This is a genomic window from Sphingomonas sp. SL1004, from assembly GCF_057815015.1.
The window spans coordinates 329,163-349,393 of sequence record NZ_JBYMUX010000002.1; the positions used below are offsets into that span (position 1 = coordinate 329,163).

Genomic DNA, 20,231 nt, shown 5'->3' on the forward strand with positions numbered 1-20,231 from the left:
CGTTTTCACACCAATCTCTGCACGATGCGACCGAACAGATAGTCCAACGACGGCGGAAGGCATCGTTAAACGACGGTCATAAAGCACACTCGAGGCAAGGCGAACGACAGGCAGGCACCTCCGTTCCGTAGGGGAAATGCTTGGCTTGAGCGCATCGATCAAGTCTTTAGAGTGGCATATCTAAAAGGGCGAACGTCGCAGCGGCGCTGGCCGAAAACACGAAAGCAGATGCCTCGCGATGTATGATCGTCCGGCAGGGGAGGGTTACAAAAATGAATCCGGAAGCGATGCTCCATACATTGGAAGGGCATCATCGAGAGATCATGGCTGGCCTTCGCGAAATCAGACGGCACTGCGGCGAGGAAAACCCGAACAGTCGTGAGCTTGCGGACGTCCGTAAACAGTTGACTGCTTCCAGCCTGGCGCGATCCAGGTATGTCAGCGAGGTCATCGTTCCGACGTTGCTAAAAGACGCCGACGATGGCTTGAGGACGGAGCTGTCCGAGTTACTCTTTGCGACCGCAACCAAGCGGATGTTTTCGCGGGCGCATATCGCACAGTGGACGTCGACGTCGATCGAGGCGGACTGGTCAGGTTACTGCGCCGCGGCGCGGAGCATTTGGCCAATGATGGAAGAGCAGATCGCGCGTGAGGCGAGGGTGTTGGCTGCACGGCTCAAGCATCGATAGCGACATCAAGCCGGGCTGGGTTCCTTCAGATCATGGCGGGCCACGTTGCCCTGGCCTACCCGGATACCGTCAGGCGCACCGGGCTGCGTTCGGCAGACAAAAAAAGGGCCAGCGTGAGCCAGCCCGGATAGTTTTTAGGAGAGGATGCCTGAAAGGCGTTGCCATGCTGCATCTGCGAACGTCGTTTTGCAACCGCGAACAGGCTTGAACCGCATAATTTTTGGTAGTTAACCGGCGAAAGCCGACAACCGCATCATGCGCGATCGATCGGCTATCCGGGGGGACATTGAACGACACGCGCATTGGCACGGTTGAGCGGGCATTCCAGCTTGCGAGGGAAGGCGCCTGTCTTTCCGTTTCAGACATTCGCGAACGTCTCTCGGCGGAAGGCTATGAAAGTGTGTTCAGCCATTTGAACGGCATGAGCATCAGGCAGCAGCTCGCGACGGCTTTGAAAGCACGCGGTGTCACTGGTCCGATCGACAGCGACGACGACTAGGCGGCGCCGTCCTACGCTGCTCAGGCCGCGTTCTTGAGCGGTTCGGGCAACTTGCCATCGGGCAGGGTTTCGCGAAGATGGCCATGGATCATCTGCGCGTTGAACGGTTTGGAGAGAAACGTCGCCTTCTCCGGCAGGTCACCCGTCTCCGGGCTGACGCGGCCGCTACCGATGACGATCTCAATCCACGGGTAGTTTTCGGCGACGTGGCGCGCGAGTGCGAACCCGTTGGTGTCGCCCGGCATGTCGACGTCCGAAAAGAGGAGGGTGATGGTGTGGGCGTACTCTGGAAGCATAGCGATCGCGGCATCGCCGCTACTGGCTTCGTAAGTGCGGAAACCGGCTTCTTCGAGGATTCCCGTGATATCCATGAGGATGAACGGTTCGTCGTCGACGGCCAGGGCGTAAGGGACTGTTGATAAGGTCATGCGCATCAACCCGCCATTTGCCAAAATGGCTCCGGCACAAAGCGCATGCAACACAAGTGTTTATCGCGTGGAACGGGCCTCGATTGCCTGCTGAAGAAGGCATGCCGAAACGGTGCCGTCTTCGTTTTCGCGGTCGAGCAAGGCGAGCGCCATCTTCATGAGGTTCAGCGGAATATCTACCGGCTGCCGATCGGCAACGGGGGAGTGGTCAAGCTCATCTGTCATCTAATCTCCGATCATTCGATCCGGGCTAGGAAGGTTCTGATGAACGGTTCCGGTATCATCGTCCGGCTTCTCTACCGAAAATCATCGGCGGTTTCGCACAATCAGTTCAACCAAGTCCTACCTTGAAGGTCCACGGATCGAGCACCGTCACACCGATGCCGATGAAGTCGGCGACATTGCGCGTGACGATCGTCAGATCGTGTACGAGGCCCGTCGCTGCAATCCAGGCATCGCGTTCGCTCTTGGTGTCCGGAACGTGCAGCCGCGCGCAGCGCAGCGCGATCGTTGTGTCGACGGGGAGTATGCGCCCGGCAAAGGCGGGCATGACCTTGTCGTGTAGCCAGAGCCGCAACACGCCGGCTTGCCGCGGATCGCGCCGTTCGAGCAGTGCGATGCCAAGCTCGATCTCCATGATCGTGATGACCGAAAGGAACATGTCCGCCTGATCGACGCTACCGGCCCATGCTTCGACGGCTGCACTGATCTTTCCGCTGCGCCGCTTGCGCAGCTCGGACAGGGCGTTCGTGTCGAGCAGGTACATCAGTCGAAGACCGCCGGACGCGGGAACGATGCTGCCCGGCTGAAGTCGACCTCGATGTCTCCGACCTCGTCCATGTCGAGGGCGTCGAGGATGTTGCCGGGAGGCGCTTTCAGCCGCTCGTATTCGGCAAAGGGCATGACCGCCATGATGGGTCGGCCGCGTTCGGTGATGATAACTGCGCCATCAACCGCGGCCCGCTTGATGCGACCTGGTTCGCGATTGAAGTCGCGACTGGAAAAAGTTTGCATGGCGGCTTGACCTTGTTTGTCGTGACGTACAGACATTGCCGCAGGCAGCGGAATTGTCAATGTTCGTCACGCGACCGGGTATTGCTCGATCGAATGACGATCCCGCGAAATCCGAGGCCTCACCCGAAGGAGGATATGATGAAAGTACAGGAGATGATGCGGGGGTACGACTATGACCTCCCGCTATATGACGTGCTGAACAACAGCGGCACCAACGAGAACGGCGACCCCGAAATATCGACCGATCGTCGGGTGCTGGCAGGCGCCACGATCGGGATCGGCCTCGACGTCGCCTATTTCGCGATCACGGAGATGCAGGAAGCGTTCACCGCACTGGCGAGCGAAACGCGCAACGGCATGGGCCGTGGCGAGGGGCACAAGGATCTCGAAGAGATCTTGCGCGACAAGAGCCCGTTCCAGATGCGGCTTTGGTACCTGCTGTACGACACTCCTATCGAGCAGGCGATTACAGAACTCGCATGGTTGCAGAGCCTGACGTACCGTCGTGGTCGGATGTGCATGGTGATGCGCGAGCAGAAGCTCGCGGTAATCTACGCCACGAACGCCCAGTTGTGCGAGAGCCTGACGGCTGCGCAGATCATGGCCAACGTAACGACCGAGGGCTAACGATAGTCGCTCGGTCAGGCGACCAGGGCGAGAAGACTCTCCGGGTGATGTGGCCGGCACCGGGAGACACGGAAAGGCTGAATGGGATTGTCGGTGCGGACCACAAACTGGTCGACGCCGGTGCTCTCACGAAGCTGAATAGCCACGGCGTAGGCGTTCTCGAGTGAACTCAGTGAACTGCGTCGGGCTGAAAGTGCAATGACGGTCATGGTGATGTCCCTTCGGGGTGAAGTCCTTCGGGTGAAGTGCCGTATGGCGGGTGGAACGGCCGAAAGGCCCGTTCATGGAAAATTGACGACGATCCGTATATCGAGGGTGGTGGACCGGATTCGACGCAGATGCGTTAAGCCAGTCTATCCACCGTCTCGACGGAGGATCCTTCGATCGACGGGGTCGGGACCGCTGCTATCGGTTCCGGCCCCGTTTTGGTATGCAGACCGCGCAGATGTCAGGCTAGCCAGTTTTCCACGCTAAGACCTCGAACGCGAGCGAACTCGCCGACATTGGCGGTAACCAGCGTGGCGCCCAGCGCATAGGCATGGGCCGCGATTAGGAGATCGTTGGGACCGATCGGTTTGCCAGCGGCTTCAAGCTCGGCGCGGATCCCGCCATATTCGGCGTCAGCCGGGACACCGAGCGGAAGGATCTCGAGCCCGCCCAGAATGGCTTCGACTTGCTGGAGCAGGCGAGGGGACGCCTTACGGGCGCAACCGTAGCGAAGCTCGGCCGCAGTGATGATGCTGACGCACAGATTGTCGCTCCCGATCTCGACGATCTTGTCGAACACAGCGCCTTGCGGGTTTCGAACGAGATCGGAGACGATGTTGGTGTCGAGCATGTAGCGCGAGCCGGTCACAGGTCGACTGCCTTAAGCGGGAGCAGCGTGACATCGAGATCGTCTGGGAATTGATCGTCAGAGGGGAGGGGGGCTAGCCCTTTCAGGATGTCGAGAAGTCGTGCCTTGGGTTCGGGTTCGATGATAAGCTTGTCACCTTCCTTGTGGATGAGCACTCGGCTTCCCGAGAACTCGAACTCGGCTGGTATACGAACCGCCTGACTGCGATTATTACGAAACAGCCTGGCTTCGCGCACGTCGAAATGAGCCGATGTCTGTGTCACGACGCCTCCATTGTATATGCCATGTATATACTCCTTTGGACTGACGTCATCAATCACAATGAGCGATCTCGTTACAGTTCGTCCGTGCCGTCCATCTCCGGCGACCTCGGCGCGGGAAGCGCTTAGGTGCATGAGGTCTTGGCTTGGGTTGCTACCTAGGACGCCTCTCGGCGAAAACAGGAACTGGGACATGCAAAATCGGTGCCAACTATTCGCCTAAGTCATTGATTTAACATAAGATATATTATCGATCCGAACGATGCTCGTGGGGCGGATTCTAATTTGAAGTGCGAAAAGTCAGCTTATACGCGGGTTCTACCCGCTTAGGGGTCGCACATGGGTAACTACCAGCATCTCGATCTGGAAGAACGTCGCAAGCTATACCGGCTTATCACCAGCGGCAGAAGCCCGCGGCAAGCGGCAGTCGAGCTCGGGCGGCATGCTTCGACAATCTATCGTGAGCTGAAACGGAACCAGCATTTCGACAACGAGCCAATGTTCCGCGGATATTTCCCAGTTACAGCGCAGGACAAAGCTGCCTCGACGAACTAAGGGCAGTAAAATCAGCAAAAATGCTGAACTGGCTTCGTATGTCATCGAACGGCTGATGGAAGCCTGGTCTCCAGAACAAATTGCCGGTTACCTTCGGCACAGGCACGAAGATAGCCTCCAGATTAGCCACGAGACGATTTATCAGTTCGTCTATAGCCCCACGGGCCGCAACATGGAGTTAGCGCGCCTCCTGCCGACCGGCCGAAAAAAACGCCGGCGCCGTTATGCTCGTCGGCCGCGCGGAGTGAACATTCCACTAGCTAACACAATTGCAGCGCGACCAGCGGAGGTAGCAAGTCGCTTGGACTTCGGCCACTGGGAAGGCGATCTTATCGCCTTCAAATTGCAGCATGGCACAGCGAACCTTACCTCCCTCATCGAGCGGCGTAGCCGCTTCACGGTTCTGACGTCGAACCCCAGCCGCCACTCTGCCGGAGTCATAGGGGGCATAGAGCAACGCCTCCATCATCTCCCCCCTTCCCTCCGGCGCACCATCACGTTCGACCGAGGCACCGAGTTCGCGGCGTACGCTCGATTGCGAGATACGCTTGGAATGACCGCGTACTTTTGTCAGCCGTCAGCACCTTGGCAAAAGGGTAGCGTTGAAAATAGTAATGGCCGGGTAAGGCGCTTCTTGCCATTAGACACCGACATCGCTCGCATCCCAGAAGCTGACATCGACCGGTTAGTCGCTCGGCTCAATAATACTCCACGCAAATGCCTCGGCTACCGTACGCCCCGCGAGATACTTGCCGAACAGATTGCATTATCGGCAGCAGTTACTATTGGCGGTTAGTAATCGGGTTCAAACGACAAAGAAAGCAGACACACTGAATTAGCAGCGGCCCCGCATTTTCAGTCACGGTCTGGTGTCTCCTTGCTTGCGACAGGCTGGTCACATATCCAATGAGGCACTTGATCTTGCGCACATTATCCAGAAGCAGCTGAACCAGCTTAGATAACTGTTGAGTGGTTACACCTGAACGTTCGACCAGGCTGCGCGCAAGCCGTCACCCGCGCTGTGAGTGAGCCCGCTTCTTGCGCAGCGGGTCCAAGGTCGCAGGAGCCGCGAGACTATCGCATCAGCAGGGGCACCGTTGCGCTGTTGGGATGGCTACACGCTGCCCCTGCTGCTACCCGGCGGTATGTCGTGTCGCACTTCAACTTGAAACCTCATGGGCTGTAAGCGCAACATAGAAATGGCACTATCCCGCTAGATAGAGATGGCACAACCAGTGCCGTGGCGGGTCTGCAGTGGCATGGCCGTCCTCGGGTAGCGAGGATGTGCAAGCTATGACGGTGCTGACAATGAGCGCTTCGGAAGTTTCACGGTTCGACAGGTCGTGTCCCCGCTGGTGGTGTAGCTCAGCGGTAGTGAAGCTGACCGGCCGCGCGCTATCATCCAGCGCTGTAGCGGCCGGTCAGGTTCACGGGTGGCCATCGAAGATCTTCGGATAGGTTTGGGTTGCAAGACTCAACCAACGGAGACCTTCGATGACCGACGATACGATGAACCTGCAGGCGCTGGTGGGAAAGAGCGCGGATGCAGATTTCCTACGCGAAATGATTGGCTTTGCCGCGCAGCGGCTGATGGACCTGGAGGTCGGCAACCTGACCGGCGCGGGTTATGGCGAGAAGAGCAGTGACCGCCTCGCGCAACGTAACGGTTACCGCGAGCGGGACTGGAAGACGCGGGCCGGCACCGTTGAACTGCGTATCCCCAAGCTGAGGACGGGCAGCTACTTTCCCGCCTTCTTGGAGCCCCGGCGCCTTTCCGAGAAAGCGCTAACCGCGGTCGTCCAGGAGGCATACATCCAAGGCATCTCGACCCGTTCGGTCGACGACCTGGTGAAGGCCATGGGTATGAGCGGCATCTCGAAAAGCCAGGTAAGCCGCCTTTGCGAGGAGATCGACGTCCGCGTGAAGGCGTTTCTCGACCGGCCTATCGAGGGCGACTGGCCGTACGTGTGGATCGACGCGACGTACCTGAAAGTGCGTCAGGCTGGTCGGATCGTCTCGGTCGCGGTCACCATTGCGGTCGGCGTGAACAGTGACGGCAGGCGCGAGGTGCTCGGCATGGCGATCGGTGCGTCGGAGGCCGAGACGTTCTGGACAGACTTCCTCCGCGGCCTCGCGCGGCGAGGCCTACGCGGCGTGAAACTCATCATCTCGGATGCCCACGAGGGCATCAAAGCTGCCGTCTCACGCGTGTTCAGCGCCACGTGGCAGCGGTGCCGCGTACATTTCGCGCGCAACGCTACGGCCCATGCCGGCAAGAGCGGGCGGCGCGTCGTCTCGGCCTTCATCGCCACCGCGTACGCACAGGAGACGCCCGAGGCCGCCAAGGGTCAGTGGCGCAAGGTCGCCGATCAGCTCAGGCCCAATGTCCCCAAGCTCGCGAAGCTCATGGACACTGCCGAGGAGGACGTGCTCGCGTACATGTCGTTCCCGCCACAGCATCGCACCAAACTACATTCGACCAATCCGCTCGAACGCCTCAACGGCGAGATCAAGCGACGCACCAATGTCGTCGGCATCTTCCCCAACGAGGATGCCATCACCCGGCTGGTCGGGGCCATTCTGCTAGAACAGAATGACGAGTGGGCGGTCCAGCGGGGCCGTTACATGACACTGGAAAGCGTGACGCAATTGAGCGATGATCCCACCGTCACGTTGTCGTCCATGGCGGCGTGATCGACCCGGCCATGTCCGGAGATCAAAGCGGCTACGCCGCTGAAGCTACACCACGCGGTGGGACACGATCGTTCGACACTCTCATGCGGCTCGACCGCGGTGACATTCGACCGACAGACGCCATGGTCCTCCTGAAGCTTGGCCGCAGTCAGCTGTACCGTTTGCTCAAACGGATGCAGAAAGACGGCGCAGCCGGTCTTGTGTCATGTAAGCGAGGCCAGCCGAGCAACCGTCGCTTCAGTGATGCTTTTCGTGACCAGGTCATCGCCATTGTACGGGAACGCTATCCCGACTTCGGTCCCACGCTGGCTTGCGAATACCTAGCCGAACGCCATGGAATCACCGTGTCGCACGAGACACTGCGCCAAATCATGATGGCGGCGGGCTTATGGAAAGCGAAGCCGACGAAGCGCACCAAGATCTACCAGTCCCGATACCGGCGTGAGTGTCGGGGCGAGCTGATCCAGGTCGACGGATCCGACCATGACTGGTTCGAAGGTCGCGGTCCCCGTTGTAGTCTACTCGTCTATATCGACGACGCGACAAGCGAGCTGATGCATCTCGAAATGGCCGAGAGCGAGAGCGCTTTCTCTTACATGCGGGCAACCCGCGCCTACCTCGAGCGGCATGGCAAGCCGGTCGCTTTCTATTCCGACAAACACAGCGCATTCAGGAATAACAACGCAACCGCAGATGGCGACGGGATGACGCATCTGAGCCGTGCACTGGACAAGCTCGGCGTCGAGATCATCTGCGCGAACTCTCCGCAAGCCAAGGGCCGAGTCGAGCGCGCGAACGGTACACTGCAGGACCGCTTGGTAAAGGCGATGCGGTTGGAAGGCATCTCCTCCATCGTCGAGGCAAACGCCTATCTTCCGTCCTACATTATCCGACACAACAGCCGGTTCGCCTGTCCGCCGGTCGATCCCCGGGACGTACATCGACCTCTGGCGCCACATGATAACGTCGAGGCCGAGATGGTCTGGCGGGAGGAGCGTACTGTGACCGCCTCGCTAGCCCTCCATTACAACAAGGCGATGTTCCTCCTGGAACCTACGCCCCTCACCCGCTCCCTGGCCCGCAAGCGGGTACAAATTTGCGAATATCCCGATGGCCGCATCGAAATTCGTCACGGCGACCAGCCGCTTCCGTACCGCGTCTTCGATAAGATGCGCCAAGTGAACCAGGCCGCCATCGTCGAGAGCAAGCATCTGGGCGCGGCACTGGCGATGGCGCAAGCTATGCACGCCGCAACTCCGCACCATCGCAAGCGCAACAACAGTGAACCGGCTCGCAGCTCCGGATCATTTGGCCTATTCGCCAAGCCGCCCGCGCTCGATGTGGTAATAGCGGAACCGCGGCCTCGCGGCAGGCCACCGCGCGCGAGAGGTCCCCGTTTGTCAAACGACGAGCTCGTCGCTCGGGGCTTTGCAGAATATGCCCCGAACTCCACCTCGAGCTGATGACTTCCGCTTCACCTCCGGGCAAGCCTGATGGGAAAATCAAAAGTTTTGCATCAGCGGCGCGCCCAAGCCTACTGGTCTATGGGGTTCACAATTGGTCTTGGGCCTCGTCGAAGGCTTCCCGATAATTGCCATTGCGTTTAAGTAGTTAGCAACGCGCCGCGTGAGGAACTTTCATGATAAGCTTTGTTTTCGCGATGCTAGTTCAGGTGGTGACAGCGGCTTGGGCTCCTCCCGTTCAAGCTCAATGGGCAGGCGACGGATCGAATATCAAGGCCCGGATGGCGTCTGACGACAAGCCGGTTTCAATGAATGGTTCGGCTGCGCTCACTGTGATCCTATCATCCAATGACGGGAAGCTTAGGGTTTCACCCTACATAACGGCAACGCGCGGAATCGCTTTTGAGGTTATCGATCAGAACGGAAAGCAGGTCGCTCCGCGCGAGCCAATCGCCATCTCGCCCCCGGCGCCACCGCTGGACGAAGGAAAACTTACGGTAGTGACGCCAAACAGCCCTTTGGAGATCAAAATAGGTGTGCGCGCCACTAACGTGTTTCCCAATCCCGGACGGTATCGAATTCGGGCTCTCATCAAGTTGATGAGTATTGCTGGCCCGACTGCGTACCAGCAGTTGCGCACTAATTATGTGACGGTCGAGGTTTCAGCTTGAACTTGAGCAAATCCCAACCTCTGACCGACGCTATCTTCAGGCCTGATGCAAAAATCACAGGTTTCGCATCAAGGCAAAAAATGCCGTGAAACCGGGCCATTAAGCGCTGCAGAAATCTGATGCGCGTAAAATCGTTGTGACCGAGCCCGCTGCTAGCGCAGCGGGTCCAAGGTCGCAGGAGCCGCGGGGGTATCGCATCAGCGGGGGCACCGCTGCGCTGTTGGGATGGCTACACGCTGCCCCTGCTGCTACCCGGCGGTATGTCGTGTCGCACTTCAACTTGAAACCTCATGGCTCTGAGCCAGGCCAAGGCCGTTCGTAGAGTTACCGCCGTCGTACGCGATGCCCCTTCGATCTGGATCCGGTGAAGCCCAACTCGATCAGGTTGGCAACGCGCGCATCACGTGCCGAAACGCTGGTCTCACCCAGCACAACGACCACGATACGCCGACCTCGACGCATCGCCGACGCTGCGAGATTGTAGCCGGCGTCGGACGTGTACCCGGTCTTGATACCGTCGACGCCTGCGACCCGGCCGAGCAGGTGGTTGTGATTGCCGATGCGACGCGATCGCCACTGAATCGTACGTCTGCTGAACCGGGCATATTGCCGCGGAAATCGCCTGACGATGGCGCGCGAAAGCTTCGCCATGTCGCTCGCCGTCGTCACGTTCCCGGCGCTGGTCAGCCCGGATGCGTTTGCAAACCGCGTGTTCCGCATTCCAAGCTGGCGCGCCTTTGCCGTCATCAGTCTGGCGAATTTCGGCTCACTGCCAGCAATGCGTTCGGCCACGGCAACGGCCAAATCGTTCGACGAAATCGCCGCGATAGCGTCTAGCGCCTTGCCGACTGTGATCCTTCCACCCGCGGCTATACCCAAATGCGTCGCCGGCTGGCGCGCCGCCCGGCGGGAAATCGGCAAAGGTCACTTGGTCGTAAGCGGCCATCGGCCAGCGCTTCGAATGCGAGATAGAGCGTCATCAGCTTGGTCAGCGAGGCCGGCCGTCTCGCTGCATCCGGCGCCTGCGAAAACAGAACGGTACCGGTTGAGGCATCGACGACGATCTCAGAGACGCGTGATCGGGCATATGCCGCCTGCACAGACAGGCCGAATGCCAAGCTGGCAACGATAAAACAGATCTGTAAACGCCGTAGAGAACTGAAAAACATGCCGAAGTTGGTATCCTAAATGAGCCTTGAGGATGCCAACTCTGACCTGACTGCTGCCTTAAGCGGCACGCTTCGAAGGGCGCCTCGGAGCGACCGCTACTCGAGGTCACTTTCTGTCACGGTTATCAGATTGGCCGTTGGCCGAAGTTCGGCAAGATCGGCGCAGATATCGAGTATCTCGTCGCTGAACCGCTCGAACAGTTCCAGGGCGTCATTGTCTGGTTCGTCGCCGCTCACTTCACGCAAAACGGCGTATTTCACGGCAAAATCGCGGTCCTCGCTATCGATTTCGGCGGTAAACTCGACCTGCTTTTCGCGGTCGTTGTCGACCAGGCTGTCTTGATCAATCGTGGGACGGTTCGCCATGTATCGCTGCTTCCTTGGTTGGCAGGCTCCCCTGCCCGAAGGCTACACAGGGCGCAAACTCAGCAAAGGCTGATCCCGCGGTACGTCGCGTCCTCAACGATGATCTTGGCCGTTCCCGGCCCGACGATCGTGTTCACCTTCCCCAGCGTCGTGTCGATCGTGTCCCCTGGAAACACGATCTCGACCACATGGGAATTCGGGACTGGGAGGCCATCCGCGTCGATTACCATCGGCGCCGGTAGCAGTTGAACACGAAAGGTAGGTATGTCGGAATTGGTCATGGTGTCTTCTCCGGCCTAGTGGATCAGTGTCAATGCCCAGGGGCTGCAGCGTAGAAACCGTTCCAGCATGGGGCAGGAGTAAACACAGTCACCTTAGAAAACTGCGATCAAAGGCGGCAAGTTGATCATGGACTTGGCACATGACCGCCGGGCTTATAGGCATGGGCGCGTTAATCATCGACGCAATTTCGAAAGTCAGGTTTCATGCAGGTCATCGTCCGCGACAACAACGTCGACCAGGCTCTTCGCGTTCTGAAAAAGAAGCTGCAACGCGAAGGTGTGTACCGCGAGATGAAGCTGCGCCGCCATTTCGAGAAACCGTCGGAGAAGCGCGCTCGCGAACATGCTGCGGCCGTTAGCCGGGCGCGCAAGGCCGATCGCAAACGCGCCGAAAAGGATCAGTAAGCCTCAGGGTTTGGTTAGACCGTCACCGTGTGGGTGCGTGCTGCTTGCTCAGGCGGCGAACAACAGAGACGAGCTTCGCCATGGCGGGGTCACGGATCGGCTCGGCGAGCCGCATCTCCCGGCTTCGTCCATCGATCGTCAGGCCAACCGTATACGTGCGCGCATCCGGCCTCGCGATATCGGTGGATGGCTCGCAACCGAAGAAGTCGGCCTGATCGGCAAGGCTGGTGAGTTCCTGACGCTCGGGCATTGCAAGGTCGCCGAACGAAATGGTCTGTTCCTTCGCACGACCGGGAAAATGGGCGAAGCCTCCCTCGATCCGAACCCGGGCTTCGCCCGTTACGGTCTCGTCGCAAGCCTTGCCCATCTGCATCAGATCACTCCAACCGTTGTCCATGCTTCGGCGACAGCTGTCGTCTCGGCACTGTCCGTACCATGCAAACGCCCCGCGACGTCGATCGTGACGCGGGCAAAGCCGGCGAAGTCCGTGTTGGCCCGCGTATTGGGGTCCAGCAGCGCATTGTACCATATCCGACCGGCACGGTCCCATGCGTTTCCACCGATCGTCGTCGCGGCCAGGTAGAAGGCCCGGTTGGGGATACCGGAGTTGATGTGAACCCCGCCATTGTCCTGATTGGTGCGGACAAAATCGTCCATGTGGCCCGGCTGCGGGTCCTTGCCGAGGACAGGATCGTCATAGGCCGTGCCGGGCTCCTTCATCGACCGCAGCGCGACGCCTTTGACCGCAGAGGTCAGCAGTCCGGCACCAATGAGCCAGTCCGCCTGGTCGGCCGTCTGGCCAAGAAGCTTCTGCTTCACCAGGCTGCCGAACACGTCGGAGATGCTCTCGTTAAGCGCGCCCGACTGATTGAAGTAGGCGAGCCCTGCCTCCTTCTCGGTGACGCCGTGGGTGAGCTCGTGACCAATGACATCGAGCGCGATCGTGAAGCGGTTGAACAGCTCTCCATCGCCATCGCCGAACACCATCTGGGTGCCATCCCAGAAGGCGTTGTCATAGTCCTGGTCGTAATGGACCGTGGCATCGAGCGGCAGCCCGGCATCATCGATCGAGTTGCGCTGATAGGCCTCCCAGAACAACGCAAACGTTGCACCGAGACCGTCATACGCCTCGTCGACCGCGATATCGCCCGTCGGTCCCTCCCCCTCACGCCGCACAACCACAGAACCAGGCGCTTCAGGTTCGCCCCCAGCGTCCCGGATCGTTCGAAGTGGACTTGGGACAAGGATGTTGCCCGCAGCCGACCGCCGTCGGGCTAGATCTCCGGTGACGGGGCCGGCCGTACTGGCCCGGACGATCCGGATGGTCGGATCAATCATCAAGCTGTGCATTGCCATAGCGCGCAACGCGGGCGAGCCGTTCTCGGCGATCTTAGAGAGGATGTATGGCGGCAGGATGCAGTGAAGCGAATGCCGATGCGTGGACATGCACATGATCGTGTCTCCTTATCGATTAGCGGCGGGAGTGACGAAGCGCGAAGGGTACGAGCGCGACCCACATGATGGTGATGAAGGCGAGAAACTGGCTGGTCTGCGCAGGGCCGCCCGGGAGGTAGCCAAACCCGCCTAGCGAGGCGGCGTAGAGCTCGAACGAAATGACCGACACACCGATCGCCAGCACATCGGCATCTCCCCCACTCTCCTCCTGCGTCCCGAACCAGCGCAACGCGATGACGAACAGCGTGATGATGGCGATCAGGATCAAGCGGATGACGATGTCGGTGCCCGCGATGCCTATGGCGAGGGGGTAAAGCGTTACCGCCTCGACTGGGAATAGCTTCATCAGGCTGGTGTAATATGGCTCGGGGGTTGGATCAGACCGGCGTCCGGGTCTTACCAACGGCGTTGATGATCGTCGAAGCCGCAGCGCGCCGCGCAGGGCTGGCCGAGCGGACGTCACCCCATCATTGGTAAACGCCGCAATCGCGCGCTGTACGGCTGCCGCGTACCGCGACACCTCCACATCGCTAGGGGTAAGCGCGGCGCCGATCATCGTCGCTTGTTCGCAGCGATCCAGGATCGTGGCGAATGCCGGTCGGTCCACGGCCTCGGAGCTGTGCAACGAAGCGAACCGATCGCGTTCGTTGCCGAGCGCCGTGCGTAACCCGAATATCGCATCGAAGAAGCGCGGAAGGTAGCAGGGGTTCTCGGTCAATTCCTGAAGCTGATCGATAAGCGCATCTGCAGCCTCCACGGCCTCGGTAAAGGTGGTCATCGGATCCTCCTCAGGCGGGGGTGGCAATCGACGCGATCAGTCCGAGCGCGCGGGTGATGCGATCGATGTTCAGTCGAGCCGCGGCGCGGCGCTGCTGCGGTGATAAGCGACCTGCCAAGGCATCCCTCAGCCCGGCCTGGGCTTTCGCGGCGAGATCAATGGCGTCTGCGACTTCAGCCGCTCGTACGGGTCCCTGCTTAGCGGCCTCGCGGGCGGCGAAAACACGGGCGGCAAGCTGCTCGCGCTGTTCGGCCGTCAGACTGATGCGATTGCGAAGGTAGGTTCGGAACAGCGCGTTGCCGTAGAGATCGTCGGCGTTGCGCGCCGCCCCCCTGCCCCAGGTCGTGACCTGAACAGACAGCGATGCCAGTGCGCGATCGACGACGGCGCCGCGTTCGACAACCAATGCACGTACATCGCCGGTTTGCCGCGCTTCGCGCGCGAGGTCGTTGGCAAACGCGATCAGCGCGACGACGCTCTGCCCTTGTTCGCTGGCGACAGCAGCGTTGACGTTTGGCAGGTCAGTGCCGGCGACAAAGTTCGTGAACCGGGCCAGCCGGTCGGCTTGATCGGCAAACGCAGTGATCTCGGCCGATACGTCGGTCTTGGGGGCGTCGAGAATGGCCGCTAGCGCATCAGCGTATCCACCAATTGTGGCGAGCAGTGCGACACGTGGCTCCAGTACCGCTCGTGGACTGCTCCCGATGTCGATTTCGAACGCCGTATAGCCAGGGGCGGGTGCCTCGTTCGCAAGACATAGAGGTGCGGGCCGGACAGTCGGTGCCGTAGGCACCTGGATGCGGAGCGGGGTCGCCGGCAGGCAGCTTGGATCGCTCGCGACCAGCGCTGCAGCAGCCTCCCGACGGCGCAGCTCTATCGCGTCGAAATAGGCCGTCGTGGCTACGGCTGCCTCTCGGCCTCGGGCCTGAACGGTCCCGGCGGTTTCGAGCTGAATTGCGTTGGTCGCACATCCCGCCAGAAGAGGCAGGCCCGTCAGTACAGGCAGAAGGGAAATGACGCGACAGCGCATAACGGTCTCCTTCGAGCTTTCGGGCATCATGCCCCTAAACTGCGATTCTCTCTTCTCTTTCTACGCCGCGGGATCGTCCGCACACGCGAACGGTCCGCTGGCCGATCACGCGTTCGCACAGCTGTGATGATGTTGACGACACTGGTGATGAGCGCGGCGATACCTACGAGCATGGGGCCGTCGATCATGTCGGTCATTGTCCGACTCTCCTTGTTGATCCGACTACCGATGTTCCATATATGTTCTTTGTAGGACAGCGCTATTTGCGGCCGCTACAGCCTAATATCTTCGGCCTCGGTAATCAGCACCCGGACAACGTCGCCGGTTGCCTTCTCCTCGTTCGAGAACCCATCAAATTCTTGCAAAGACCCAAAGTCGAGCTTTGTCAGGCTTTCGATCGAGAGGACTGACCGCTGGTAGGTCTTGAACGCGCCGAACAGGAGCGACTGCGCGTCCAGGTCGACATCATGATCGATCATATAGGCCGACGCCGACGGACGACCGTCGTCATGGATGAAGGCCACGACCTTCCAGTAGGCCAGCGGGATCGCGACGCCACGATAGACTGGATCGTTCGGCCTGAAGACAGGTCCTGTGAAGACGGTCGCGCGTTCGCCGACCCGGCGCGTGTTGGCGAGGATGTAATCCTCGAGGCTAAGCCATGTACGCTGATTGAAGACGGAAAGCTGCGGGGCACAGTTGGTGAAATGGAAAGTATCGCGGTTGGCCACGCTGGCGGTCGGGCCCCAGTTTGGATCTTCGCGCCGCACGAGATGGCCGCGATCGAAGTCGTTATCGGCATAAAGCTCATCCCCCGCCTGGGCCTCTTCGGGAATGCGGCCGTCGAACGCCCACGGATCTCCGCCACGCGGTACCGACACGCTGGCGCTTCCATCGATATTAACGGCGGTGAACAGGGCAAGACGCCGGCTTTTCGACATGACGACCGAGAAATGCTCGTAGTCCAGGCGGCTACCAACGCTCTCGGGAACTGGCAGGACGTCCTCGGCAATGGCTGTCGTGTCAGGAAGTGACACGACAAATCCGGTAAGAAAGTCTTCGCGGTAACCCGCCCGCCCACGGAACGTGCCTGGTTCGGACGTCCTAACCCCCTCCTGTTCGAACGGCAGCAAGCCAGAGTTCGAACGTCCCAGCTGCTGAAGGTCCGCCAAGCGGGGTCGATATGACAGGTCGATCATGGTGATCCTCTTTCTCTCGCGTCCGTCAGTGACCAGTATGCTTGCTACGCGGCGTCGCTGTTACATCCGCATGGGATGACTCAGGGTCAAATGCATAAGGGCGCGAAGCGGCGAACTCACGGCATCAGGTGCGGCACCGCCCGGCTCCAACCTAGGCTGTTTCACAGCATCAACCCTACCGGGTCACGGCTCCGGGAGGCCGCGTTGTAGCCGCGTTGCCACGCAGCGCGCAGACGACTGCCACGCCGGCCGCTCGGGTTATCGTTGCCCATGACAAAGCAGCGCCATCCCGCTTTCTCGCCTTCCCACAATTCGTCCACCGGCTGCGGTGAAAGCAGCACCATAAGGTCGAGACGACGTTCCTTCACGGTGTTGGCGACCATGTCAGAGGTCCTCGCGGATCATGATCGTCAGCACTCGCCGGGTCTTGCTGGCGTCGGCAGGATCCTCCGACCCATATTCGAATGCGGCGTCGTAATAATCGATCTTGAAGTAAACCGTCGTGTCCTCGAACTCGAAGTTGCCACGGTCGCGCTTGGCCGCATCGGCTTCGGTGAACACATGGCGGCGAAGCGCAGCGAACAGTCGTGCCTGCACGACGATCTCCATGGCCCTGTCCCCCGAAGCGAAGGTGCCGAGACAGGTCCTAGTCACCATGATCCGGGCGGTACGGTCGATCCCCTGTCGGCAACGGTCGTTGAGGCGGGCGATGGTCGCGAGACGGGTGTCGGCGCTTGCCAGCGAAAGCTGTGCGATCATGTCAGTATCCCTTGATTAGATCAGGCGGCGACGATGCTGGCACCGGCGCGACGTGCATTCTGGAGCAGCTCGCTCAGGACGTCGTGTGCCGATCCATTGAACAGGCGGCCGACCTTGGCGGTGGTTTCGGGCGCGACGCTGGTGGCGATCGTGGCAGGGAGCATGGCGGTGTCCTCAGGCTCGGCGGGGCCATTCCCCGCATCTGCCTGTCACCTCCCCCTCCCTCCTTAAGCCGCTCGAACTGCCGCCCCCTTTGGTCGGTGCTCACCTCGGGATGGAACCCGAACCAGTCCTAGGCTATATAAACAGGAGGAGATCATTATGCAGCTGAACACCACGGACTCGATCGATCTTGGCAGGAAGGTTCACCGTGCCTTTGGTAGCTGGAAGAATGCCCGCGAAGCGGCCGTGAGAACCGAGGACGGTGTCTACCGCATCGAACGCAATCGACTGGATGAAGCAGCGGCCGCCAAGAACCCTCGATAATCACGTCATGACGTTCGGTTACGCGCTCCTCGGTGCGCTCGTTTTGCTATTGCCGGGGTTTGCCGGCTTTCTCGGTATGCGCATTGGCGAAGCAGGGAACCTTGTTTCCCCACGCCCCGATCGTCCGAATTCGACGGTCACGATCTTCGCCGTGGTGTTTCTGGCTCTGTGCGCTCACGGCATTGGCGCGGGTCTGTTCGCGATAAACGAGGCCATCGCTCGATCATATGTGGTCGTTCCTATGGAGCATTATCCGAACCCCTATCGCATCCTGTGGGCTGGCAAGATGCCCGCAGAGATGTCCAGCGTCTCGTTCGCATGGGAACTGTTGTACCTGGTGCTCCTGACGATGGGCTTCGGTGCGGCATGCGAGTGGATGTCCCGGAAGAGCCCGGTGTCTGCGGCGTCCGCTCCTCTTCGGTTTGGTTGGCTGCTACCAATCGCGAAACAGGTAGAAGCCGGAAGCCATGTCGTGATCGGATATGTCCTCACGACCACCGGGCATGATGGTGCTTGGATTGCCTATGAAGGCATTGTTCGACGTCTTGCTCTCAATGACGACGATGCGATTGAAATGATTGTACTAGAGCAGTGTGACCGCTTCGTCGTTCGCATAGTCGACGGCAAGGTCGAACGGGTCGACAGCGACACCCAGACGATCGAATTGATCCAGCTTCGCGATGGCCAAGTCGCGAACTACGCTCTTGAGGTCTTGGAAGTCCCTCCAGTCAGTTAGCGATCCGCACGGCTTTCGCTGGAGACAAAGACGGACCAGAGGTGAGCCTCCGCATCGATCAGGTGGTCGAAGCTCCGGCTGGTGTTGCCGACGTCGACGATCCAGTCGGTCCCATGTGCCTGGACAAAGCCGACCGAGTAAACGCGGCCTGGGCTATCCGACGGTGGGATTGTCGCCAGACCGTGACCCGCCGCTGCCAGGCTTGGCACATCGCGCCCCGATACACGCCAGGTATCGAACCGGGCCGCCTCGTCCGAGGCCGTCAGGTAATAGCGGGTGGCGACTTCCCAAGCTGCATTCACGTGAGTGAGGTCGGTGCCGAGTGCATCGGCATCGCCATTCCCGACGATCGCGGGCGAGCGTGTAGCTTGCCAGGCCGCCAGCATGACCATGTTGGCGTCGAGGAAGTCGTGCGACGCACAAATACCAGCTGCGATCGTCTGGTTCTGTAGGCGCATCTGACGCCACTCATCCGGATCGAGCTGTTCTGCGAGACCGTGTGCGAATGCGCAGGCGAGTGTCTCGATCGCAATATGCCCAAGGGCTTCGGCATAGTCGTCACCCGCATAAGCGACCGTCAGTTCGCCGACTGCGTCACGCCGGCTAAATGTGAACCTCGCGCTCTCCGGGAATTCGCGCATCGCCGGCTGTTCGTAGTCGATCCAGATCTGTGCGGCCTCGCCCATCGGACCGACGCATGGTCCGAAGCTCGGTGCCGTTTCGTGCCGCCAGCTCATCTCGGACCATTCCGGCGGGATCGGCACCATCGTGTCGATCGCATAGTCGGGAAAGAACGACGGCCACGTCGGCATCACCTCGTGGGTGGTGAACCCGTGGGACAGGCAGACCAGACCTTCCGTAGTGCCTAGCCGTCGGTATCCCTCGATCGTCTCGGCATCTCCGTCTGCGCCGTCGATCAGCTCGGCCAGCACGTAGGGCCATGCCGTGACCGGCACCCTGACGTTGAGGAAGCCGTTCCAGGTCGTGTCATCGGTGAAGCCGGGGAACGTGTGTCCCTCCCCGAACGACCACGCGATCGGGCGCAGACGATTGTCCTGTCGCGTTGTGTTTACGGCCTCGGGGCGGACGTCGAACTGGGCAAGCGCGCGTGCAAACGCGGTCCGGTGCTGAAAGCGGCCGAGCGCCGACAGGACGTCGACATAGGCAGAGCGTGCCTCGTCGGTTTGGAACTCGTGTTCGGTTGCATCGCGGGCAGAGAGATATTCCCGGGCAAGTGTCACCGGGTCGGTCCGGATCGTGTCGGCGAAAGTGGCTATGTAGCGAGTGCGCATGGGGGAAGGATCCTGTCCGGCCTATTCCGGTCTCTCTCCCCTCACCCCTCTCCTCTCCTGCGCCGCCCTGGCTGGTTAGCCGGGCGTTTCGCTCTTCAGCACCGCGGCGCGTGCGCGTTCTTCCTCGGCGGTGTCCATCAGCAGCACCAGTATTGAAGGTTTGATGCCTTCAGTGAGAGCGCGCGTATCGACGATATGCCGGCCCCCCTTGGTGATCGCGAACGCGTTGAACGTCGGCATGTTGCCGCCATCGGCGCTTGGGATCGTCGTGCCGCGATCGTGAAACTGAATATCGACGAATCTGGCTGTCCCGTCAGGGCTGTGAGGCTGGAAACTGAAGGTGACGCGGCGACCGTCGCTGGTCTTGGCACTAAGCGTGAAGTCGCCGTCCGGTAGGTCAATGACCTTGTGCGGCACGTCGTTGAAACCGGCAAAGCCGATGGCCTCGGCATCGGCCTTGGTCATCACGGGCAGGTCGCGGATGTCAGGCATAGTCGTCTCCTCTTGAGTGAAGTTGGA

At 60.2% G+C, this 20,231-nt stretch carries 31 protein-coding genes and 1 pseudogene; 10 read left to right on the forward strand and 22 right to left on the reverse strand.

The window, feature by feature from the left end; all coding sequences use genetic code 11:
• Positions 1-272 precede the first annotated feature (272 nt).
• Both AC3D24_RS22245 and AC3D24_RS22250 read left to right on the forward strand, forming a co-directional pair.
• Entirely contained in the window at positions 273-689 is a 417-nt protein-coding gene (locus AC3D24_RS22245; protein ID WP_489033737.1) for a hypothetical protein, read from the forward strand.
• 286 nt (positions 690-975) lie between these two features.
• The gene (locus AC3D24_RS22250) at positions 976-1,188 is read left to right on the forward strand and encodes a hypothetical protein (protein WP_489033739.1); all 213 of its coding nucleotides are present in this window, start codon (positions 976-978) and stop codon (positions 1,186-1,188) included.
• A gap of 20 nt (positions 1,189-1,208) precedes the next feature.
• Here the strand turns inward: AC3D24_RS22250 and AC3D24_RS22255 are convergent, their stop codons facing one another.
• From AC3D24_RS22255 to AC3D24_RS22270, 4 genes are all read right to left on the reverse strand, one after another.
• Positions 1,209-1,622 carry a response regulator gene (locus AC3D24_RS22255; RefSeq protein ID WP_489033741.1) on the reverse strand — a complete coding sequence of 138 codons (414 nt, stop codon included), beginning with the start codon at positions 1,620-1,622 and terminating at the stop codon, positions 1,209-1,211.
• 54 nt (positions 1,623-1,676) lie between these two features.
• Entirely contained in the window at positions 1,677-1,841 is a 165-nt protein-coding gene (locus tag AC3D24_RS22260; RefSeq protein ID WP_489033743.1) for a hypothetical protein, read from the reverse strand.
• Positions 1,842-1,947: 106 nt separating this feature from the next.
• Complete coding sequence (locus tag AC3D24_RS22265; RefSeq protein ID WP_489033745.1) at positions 1,948-2,382, reverse strand: type II toxin-antitoxin system VapC family toxin; 435 nt, start codon at positions 2,380-2,382, stop codon at positions 1,948-1,950.
• Positions 2,382-2,690 (reverse strand): type II toxin-antitoxin system Phd/YefM family antitoxin, encoded by a 309-nt coding sequence (locus AC3D24_RS22270; RefSeq protein WP_480965876.1) that lies wholly within the window; start codon positions 2,688-2,690, stop codon positions 2,382-2,384. The genes AC3D24_RS22265 and AC3D24_RS22270 overlap by 1 nt, the downstream gene beginning before the upstream one ends.
• Positions 2,691-2,768: 78 nt before the next feature.
• Here AC3D24_RS22270 and AC3D24_RS22275 point away from each other — a divergent pair, with 78 nt between their 5' ends.
• On the forward strand, positions 2,769-3,257 hold the full coding sequence (locus AC3D24_RS22275; protein ID WP_489033746.1) for a hypothetical protein: 489 nt from the start codon (positions 2,769-2,771) through the stop codon (positions 3,255-3,257).
• A gap of 14 nt (positions 3,258-3,271) precedes the next feature.
• Here AC3D24_RS22275 and AC3D24_RS22280 read toward each other — a convergent pair whose 3' ends face one another.
• From AC3D24_RS22280 to AC3D24_RS22290, 3 genes are all read right to left on the reverse strand, one after another.
• Positions 3,272-3,466, reverse strand: a complete 195-nt coding sequence (locus tag AC3D24_RS22280; RefSeq protein ID WP_081874273.1) for a hypothetical protein — start codon at positions 3,464-3,466, stop codon at positions 3,272-3,274.
• Between the two features lie 239 nt (positions 3,467-3,705).
• Positions 3,706-4,095, reverse strand: a complete 390-nt coding sequence (locus AC3D24_RS22285) for a type II toxin-antitoxin system VapC family toxin (RefSeq protein WP_489033811.1) — start codon at positions 4,093-4,095, stop codon at positions 3,706-3,708.
• A gap of 14 nt (positions 4,096-4,109) precedes the next feature.
• Positions 4,110-4,376 carry an antitoxin gene (locus AC3D24_RS22290; RefSeq protein ID WP_489033748.1) on the reverse strand — a complete coding sequence of 89 codons (267 nt, stop codon included), beginning with the start codon at positions 4,374-4,376 and terminating at the stop codon, positions 4,110-4,112.
• Between the two features lie 336 nt (positions 4,377-4,712).
• On the opposite strand from AC3D24_RS22290, the pseudogene AC3D24_RS22295 reads away from it, so the two are divergent.
• The 4 genes and pseudogenes from AC3D24_RS22295 (at position 4,713) to AC3D24_RS22310 (ending at position 9,756) form a co-directional block, all read left to right on the forward strand.
• Positions 4,713-5,724: pseudogene (locus AC3D24_RS22295) on the forward strand (IS30 family transposase).
• 698 nt (positions 5,725-6,422) lie between these two features.
• Positions 6,423-7,622 (forward strand): IS256 family transposase, encoded by a 1,200-nt coding sequence (locus tag AC3D24_RS22300; RefSeq protein ID WP_489033726.1) that lies wholly within the window; start codon positions 6,423-6,425, stop codon positions 7,620-7,622.
• An 83-nt stretch (positions 7,623-7,705) separates the two neighbouring features.
• Positions 7,706-9,085: an ISNCY family transposase gene (locus AC3D24_RS22305; RefSeq protein WP_489033749.1), complete on the forward strand. Its 1,380-nt coding sequence runs from the start codon at positions 7,706-7,708 to the stop codon at positions 9,083-9,085.
• Between the two features lie 176 nt (positions 9,086-9,261).
• The gene (locus AC3D24_RS22310; protein ID WP_489033751.1) at positions 9,262-9,756 is read left to right on the forward strand and encodes a hypothetical protein; all 495 of its coding nucleotides are present in this window, start codon (positions 9,262-9,264) and stop codon (positions 9,754-9,756) included.
• 324 nt (positions 9,757-10,080) lie between these two features.
• On the opposite strand, the gene AC3D24_RS22315 is transcribed toward AC3D24_RS22310, so the two are convergent.
• The 4 genes from AC3D24_RS22315 to AC3D24_RS22330 form a co-directional block, all read right to left on the reverse strand.
• Positions 10,081-10,677 carry a D-alanyl-D-alanine carboxypeptidase family protein gene (locus tag AC3D24_RS22315; protein ID WP_489033753.1) on the reverse strand — a complete coding sequence of 199 codons (597 nt, stop codon included), beginning with the start codon at positions 10,675-10,677 and terminating at the stop codon, positions 10,081-10,083.
• The gene (locus AC3D24_RS22320) at positions 10,626-10,925 is read right to left on the reverse strand and encodes a hypothetical protein (RefSeq protein ID WP_489033755.1); all 300 of its coding nucleotides are present in this window, start codon (positions 10,923-10,925) and stop codon (positions 10,626-10,628) included. The genes AC3D24_RS22315 and AC3D24_RS22320 overlap by 52 nt, the downstream gene beginning before the upstream one ends.
• Before the next feature lie 96 nt (positions 10,926-11,021).
• Positions 11,022-11,291 carry a DUF1488 family protein gene (locus AC3D24_RS22325; RefSeq protein WP_489033757.1) on the reverse strand — a complete coding sequence of 90 codons (270 nt, stop codon included), beginning with the start codon at positions 11,289-11,291 and terminating at the stop codon, positions 11,022-11,024.
• Between the two features lie 59 nt (positions 11,292-11,350).
• A complete protein-coding gene (locus AC3D24_RS22330; protein WP_489033759.1) occupies positions 11,351-11,572 on the reverse strand; it encodes a hypothetical protein in 222 nt (73 codons plus the stop codon).
• 204 nt (positions 11,573-11,776) lie between these two features.
• On the opposite strand from AC3D24_RS22330, the gene rpsU reads away from it, so the two are divergent.
• Positions 11,777-11,977, forward strand: a complete 201-nt coding sequence (rpsU, locus tag AC3D24_RS22335; protein ID WP_056483632.1) for a 30S ribosomal protein S21 — start codon at positions 11,777-11,779, stop codon at positions 11,975-11,977.
• A 22-nt stretch (positions 11,978-11,999) separates the two neighbouring features.
• Here the strand turns inward: rpsU and AC3D24_RS22340 are convergent, their stop codons facing one another.
• The 9 genes from AC3D24_RS22340 to AC3D24_RS22380 all read right to left on the reverse strand — a co-directional run bounded on the left by AC3D24_RS22340 (position 12,000) and on the right by AC3D24_RS22380 (position 17,362).
• Complete coding sequence (locus AC3D24_RS22340) at positions 12,000-12,350, reverse strand: protealysin inhibitor emfourin (protein WP_489033761.1); 351 nt, start codon at positions 12,348-12,350, stop codon at positions 12,000-12,002.
• Entirely contained in the window at positions 12,350-13,153 is an 804-nt protein-coding gene (locus AC3D24_RS22345; protein WP_489033762.1) for a M4 family metallopeptidase, read from the reverse strand. Before AC3D24_RS22345 ends, AC3D24_RS22340 begins: the two co-directional genes overlap by 1 nt.
• Positions 13,154-13,448: 295 nt before the next feature.
• Positions 13,449-14,210, reverse strand: coding sequence for a hypothetical protein (locus AC3D24_RS22350; protein ID WP_489033763.1), 762 nt, complete (start codon positions 14,208-14,210; stop codon positions 13,449-13,451).
• 10 nt (positions 14,211-14,220) lie between these two features.
• A complete protein-coding gene (locus tag AC3D24_RS22355) occupies positions 14,221-15,240 on the reverse strand; it encodes a hypothetical protein (protein WP_489033764.1) in 1,020 nt (339 codons plus the stop codon).
• Positions 15,241-15,266: 26 nt separating this feature from the next.
• Positions 15,267-15,437: a hypothetical protein gene (locus tag AC3D24_RS22360; RefSeq protein WP_307090327.1), complete on the reverse strand. Its 171-nt coding sequence runs from the start codon at positions 15,435-15,437 to the stop codon at positions 15,267-15,269.
• Between the two features lie 75 nt (positions 15,438-15,512).
• Positions 15,513-16,439: a DNA/RNA non-specific endonuclease gene (locus AC3D24_RS22365; RefSeq protein ID WP_489033765.1), complete on the reverse strand. Its 927-nt coding sequence runs from the start codon at positions 16,437-16,439 to the stop codon at positions 15,513-15,515.
• Positions 16,440-16,600: 161 nt separating this feature from the next.
• On the reverse strand, positions 16,601-16,822 hold the full coding sequence (locus AC3D24_RS22370) for a hypothetical protein (RefSeq protein WP_489033766.1): 222 nt from the start codon (positions 16,820-16,822) through the stop codon (positions 16,601-16,603).
• Position 16,823: 1 nt separating this feature from the next.
• Positions 16,824-17,198 carry a DUF3768 domain-containing protein gene (locus tag AC3D24_RS22375; protein WP_489033768.1) on the reverse strand — a complete coding sequence of 125 codons (375 nt, stop codon included), beginning with the start codon at positions 17,196-17,198 and terminating at the stop codon, positions 16,824-16,826.
• Between the two features lie 20 nt (positions 17,199-17,218).
• Positions 17,219-17,362, reverse strand: coding sequence for a hypothetical protein (locus AC3D24_RS22380; RefSeq protein WP_489033769.1), 144 nt, complete (start codon positions 17,360-17,362; stop codon positions 17,219-17,221).
• Between the two features lie 157 nt (positions 17,363-17,519).
• Here AC3D24_RS22380 and AC3D24_RS22385 point away from each other — a divergent pair, with 157 nt between their 5' ends.
• Together AC3D24_RS22385 and AC3D24_RS22390 are read left to right on the forward strand one after the other, a co-directional pair.
• Positions 17,520-17,684, forward strand: coding sequence for a hypothetical protein (locus AC3D24_RS22385; protein ID WP_489033771.1), 165 nt, complete (start codon positions 17,520-17,522; stop codon positions 17,682-17,684).
• A 7-nt stretch (positions 17,685-17,691) separates the two neighbouring features.
• Positions 17,692-18,420 carry a hypothetical protein gene (locus AC3D24_RS22390; RefSeq protein WP_489033773.1) on the forward strand — a complete coding sequence of 243 codons (729 nt, stop codon included), beginning with the start codon at positions 17,692-17,694 and terminating at the stop codon, positions 18,418-18,420.
• On the opposite strand, the gene AC3D24_RS22395 is transcribed toward AC3D24_RS22390, so the two are convergent.
• The gene (locus tag AC3D24_RS22395) at positions 18,417-19,712 is read right to left on the reverse strand and encodes a hypothetical protein (protein ID WP_489033774.1); all 1,296 of its coding nucleotides are present in this window, start codon (positions 19,710-19,712) and stop codon (positions 18,417-18,419) included. The genes AC3D24_RS22390 and AC3D24_RS22395 overlap by 4 nt on opposite strands.
• 75 nt (positions 19,713-19,787) lie before the next feature.
• Positions 19,788-20,204: a hypothetical protein gene (locus AC3D24_RS22400; protein ID WP_489033776.1), complete on the reverse strand. Its 417-nt coding sequence runs from the start codon at positions 20,202-20,204 to the stop codon at positions 19,788-19,790.
• Between the last annotated feature and the right edge of the window lie 27 nt (positions 20,205-20,231).

Excerpts from the sequence above, each read along its gene's own strand:
- AC3D24_RS22300 (WP_489033726.1), top strand. The coding sequence starts at position 6,423 with ATGACCGACGATACGATGAACCTGCAGGCGCTGGTGGGAAAGAGCGCG.
- AC3D24_RS22325 (WP_489033757.1), bottom strand. The coding sequence starts at position 11,291 with ATGGCGAACCGTCCCACGATTGATCAAGACAGCCTGGTCGACAACGAC.
- AC3D24_RS22365 (WP_489033765.1), bottom strand. The coding sequence starts at position 16,439 with ATGATCGACCTGTCATATCGACCCCGCTTGGCGGACCTTCAGCAGCTG.
- AC3D24_RS22355 (WP_489033764.1), bottom strand. The coding sequence starts at position 15,240 with ATGCGCTGTCGCGTCATTTCCCTTCTGCCTGTACTGACGGGCCTGCCT.
- AC3D24_RS22340 (WP_489033761.1), bottom strand. The coding sequence starts at position 12,350 with ATGCAGATGGGCAAGGCTTGCGACGAGACCGTAACGGGCGAAGCCCGG.
- AC3D24_RS22245 (WP_489033737.1), top strand. The coding sequence starts at position 273 with ATGAATCCGGAAGCGATGCTCCATACATTGGAAGGGCATCATCGAGAG.
- AC3D24_RS22275 (WP_489033746.1), top strand. The coding sequence starts at position 2,769 with ATGAAAGTACAGGAGATGATGCGGGGGTACGACTATGACCTCCCGCTA.
- AC3D24_RS22310 (WP_489033751.1), top strand. The coding sequence starts at position 9,262 with ATGATAAGCTTTGTTTTCGCGATGCTAGTTCAGGTGGTGACAGCGGCT.
- AC3D24_RS22390 (WP_489033773.1), top strand. The coding sequence starts at position 17,692 with ATGACGTTCGGTTACGCGCTCCTCGGTGCGCTCGTTTTGCTATTGCCG.
- AC3D24_RS22285 (WP_489033811.1), bottom strand. The coding sequence starts at position 4,095 with ATGCTCGACACCAACATCGTCTCCGATCTCGTTCGAAACCCGCAAGGC.
- AC3D24_RS22375 (WP_489033768.1), bottom strand. The coding sequence starts at position 17,198 with ATGATCGCACAGCTTTCGCTGGCAAGCGCCGACACCCGTCTCGCGACC.
- AC3D24_RS22350 (WP_489033763.1), bottom strand. The coding sequence starts at position 14,210 with ATGACCACCTTTACCGAGGCCGTGGAGGCTGCAGATGCGCTTATCGAT.
- AC3D24_RS22370 (WP_489033766.1), bottom strand. The coding sequence starts at position 16,822 with ATGGTCGCCAACACCGTGAAGGAACGTCGTCTCGACCTTATGGTGCTG.
- AC3D24_RS22280 (WP_081874273.1), bottom strand. The coding sequence starts at position 3,466 with ATGACCGTCATTGCACTTTCAGCCCGACGCAGTTCACTGAGTTCACTC.
- AC3D24_RS22260 (WP_489033743.1), bottom strand. The coding sequence starts at position 1,841 with ATGACAGATGAGCTTGACCACTCCCCCGTTGCCGATCGGCAGCCGGTA.
- AC3D24_RS22305 (WP_489033749.1), top strand. The coding sequence starts at position 7,706 with ATGCGGCTCGACCGCGGTGACATTCGACCGACAGACGCCATGGTCCTC.
- AC3D24_RS22360 (WP_307090327.1), bottom strand. The coding sequence starts at position 15,437 with ATGACCGACATGATCGACGGCCCCATGCTCGTAGGTATCGCCGCGCTC.
- AC3D24_RS22385 (WP_489033771.1), top strand. The coding sequence starts at position 17,520 with ATGCAGCTGAACACCACGGACTCGATCGATCTTGGCAGGAAGGTTCAC.
- AC3D24_RS22255 (WP_489033741.1), bottom strand. The coding sequence starts at position 1,622 with ATGCGCATGACCTTATCAACAGTCCCTTACGCCCTGGCCGTCGACGAC.
- AC3D24_RS22330 (WP_489033759.1), bottom strand. The coding sequence starts at position 11,572 with ATGACCAATTCCGACATACCTACCTTTCGTGTTCAACTGCTACCGGCG.
- AC3D24_RS22320 (WP_489033755.1), bottom strand. The coding sequence starts at position 10,925 with ATGTTTTTCAGTTCTCTACGGCGTTTACAGATCTGTTTTATCGTTGCC.
- AC3D24_RS22265 (WP_489033745.1), bottom strand. The coding sequence starts at position 2,382 with ATGTACCTGCTCGACACGAACGCCCTGTCCGAGCTGCGCAAGCGGCGC.
- rpsU (WP_056483632.1), top strand. The coding sequence starts at position 11,777 with ATGCAGGTCATCGTCCGCGACAACAACGTCGACCAGGCTCTTCGCGTT.
- AC3D24_RS22380 (WP_489033769.1), bottom strand. The coding sequence starts at position 17,362 with ATGCTCCCTGCCACGATCGCCACCAGCGTCGCGCCCGAAACCACCGCC.
- AC3D24_RS22395 (WP_489033774.1), bottom strand. The coding sequence starts at position 19,712 with ATGCGCACTCGCTACATAGCCACTTTCGCCGACACGATCCGGACCGAC.
- AC3D24_RS22400 (WP_489033776.1), bottom strand. The coding sequence starts at position 20,204 with ATGCCTGACATCCGCGACCTGCCCGTGATGACCAAGGCCGATGCCGAG.